General features: G+C 66.3%; 1 protein-coding gene. It reads right to left on the bottom strand.

Annotated elements, in window-relative coordinates; all coding sequences use genetic code 11:
• Nucleotides 1-40 precede the first annotated feature (40 nt).
• Nucleotides 41-1,210, bottom strand: coding sequence for a transposase (locus JOD20_RS26285; protein WP_204758138.1), 1,170 nt, complete (start codon nucleotides 1,208-1,210; stop codon nucleotides 41-43).
• Nucleotides 1,211-1,309: the final 99 nt, after the last annotated feature.

Below are 1,309 nucleotides of genomic sequence, written 5' to 3'. Positions count from 1 at the left end.
TTTAAGGGCGGACAGGTTGGGAAATGGGTATTAATGGATGTTAGGGCATGGCCGTCCCGAGCCGGCCACCCCGCGTCACGGTCGTTGCCCATCGTTCGTGGAACACGGTTCCCGCCAGCGACAGCCCCGCGCCGAGCGCGGGCATCGTCCCCGTCCACAGCCAGCGCAGTACCCCATACCGCCCCACCCGAAACAGACTGTCTCGCGCCGCCCATGGGCGGCGCGGGCTGGGGCGATCCCCGCGCTCGGCCAGCCCGTCCTGCGCCTCCGCCGTCCCGACCAGCAGCACCAGCACCGTCGCGATCGCCATGCCCAGCACCAGCGCCTCCTGCGTCGTCTGACTCCGCGACTGGCTCGCCTCCCACTGCCAGCCGCCCGTTTTCCAATCGCGAAACAGCGCTTCGATCGCGTACCGCCGCCCATAGCCATGCTGGATCATGCCAATGTCTGCCAGATTACTCACCAGCAGCAACGGTTCCTGCGCGCTGGCGGCCCACGTCGCGACCACCGTTACCGTTCGCCAGCCCGCCTTCTTGAAGGCCTGCCCACGCCGCGCCACCCGCTGACCCCGCGCCACCAGCGTGCGGATCGGCACTTCCGTATGGCCCCGCAGCAACAGCCGCGTGTGGCCTTGGACGCGCACAACCCAGCACCAGCCGTGCGCTGCCACCTGATCGGTAAACACCGGACAGCCAAAGGCCCGATCGGCAACCACGATGACCGGTGTGGTTGCGGGGATAACCTGACGCACGCGATCAAGCAGAGTGGCGGTATCCATCCAAAAGGCGGTGGCACGGCGGGTATTGCCAGGATGGAGCACCCAGGCGAGCGGAATGGCGCGTCCGTGATACCAGAGGGCGGCGGTGAGCAGCGTCCAGTGGTCGGTGTGGGTGGTTTCATCGATGATGACGGTGACCGGTTCGGCAGGGGCGAAGCGCAGGGTGGTGGTCAGGATGGCCCGATGGAGCGACCACGACAACTGGGGATCCCGATAGGTGCGGCGCAGTCGCCGTTCGTGACTGGCGGCGCGGGCAGCGGTGGACTGTCCAAGGGCACAGCCCCAGGCCACGACGCGGGTGGTGATGGCGTGCATGAGCAGGATGCTGACGAGCCAATCGGTGAGCCGCCGGGCAGTCCAAGGCGACAACGTGGGCATGGCGGTCAGCAGGATGGTGTTGATCCAGTGGGCAAGGGCTGGTATACTCGGCATACGACCTCGGCTGGTTAGCGGATAGGGTTTGCACCATCCAGTATACCACCCGAGGTCGTTCTGTATCCTCGGTTTAAGCGTCCCTGTCCGCCCTTAAAC

The organism is Herpetosiphon giganteus (assembly GCF_016907925.1).
Classification (GTDB): Bacteria; Chloroflexota; Chloroflexia; order Chloroflexales; family Herpetosiphonaceae; genus Herpetosiphon; species Herpetosiphon giganteus.
This window is presented reverse-complemented; position numbering and strand designations above follow the sequence as displayed.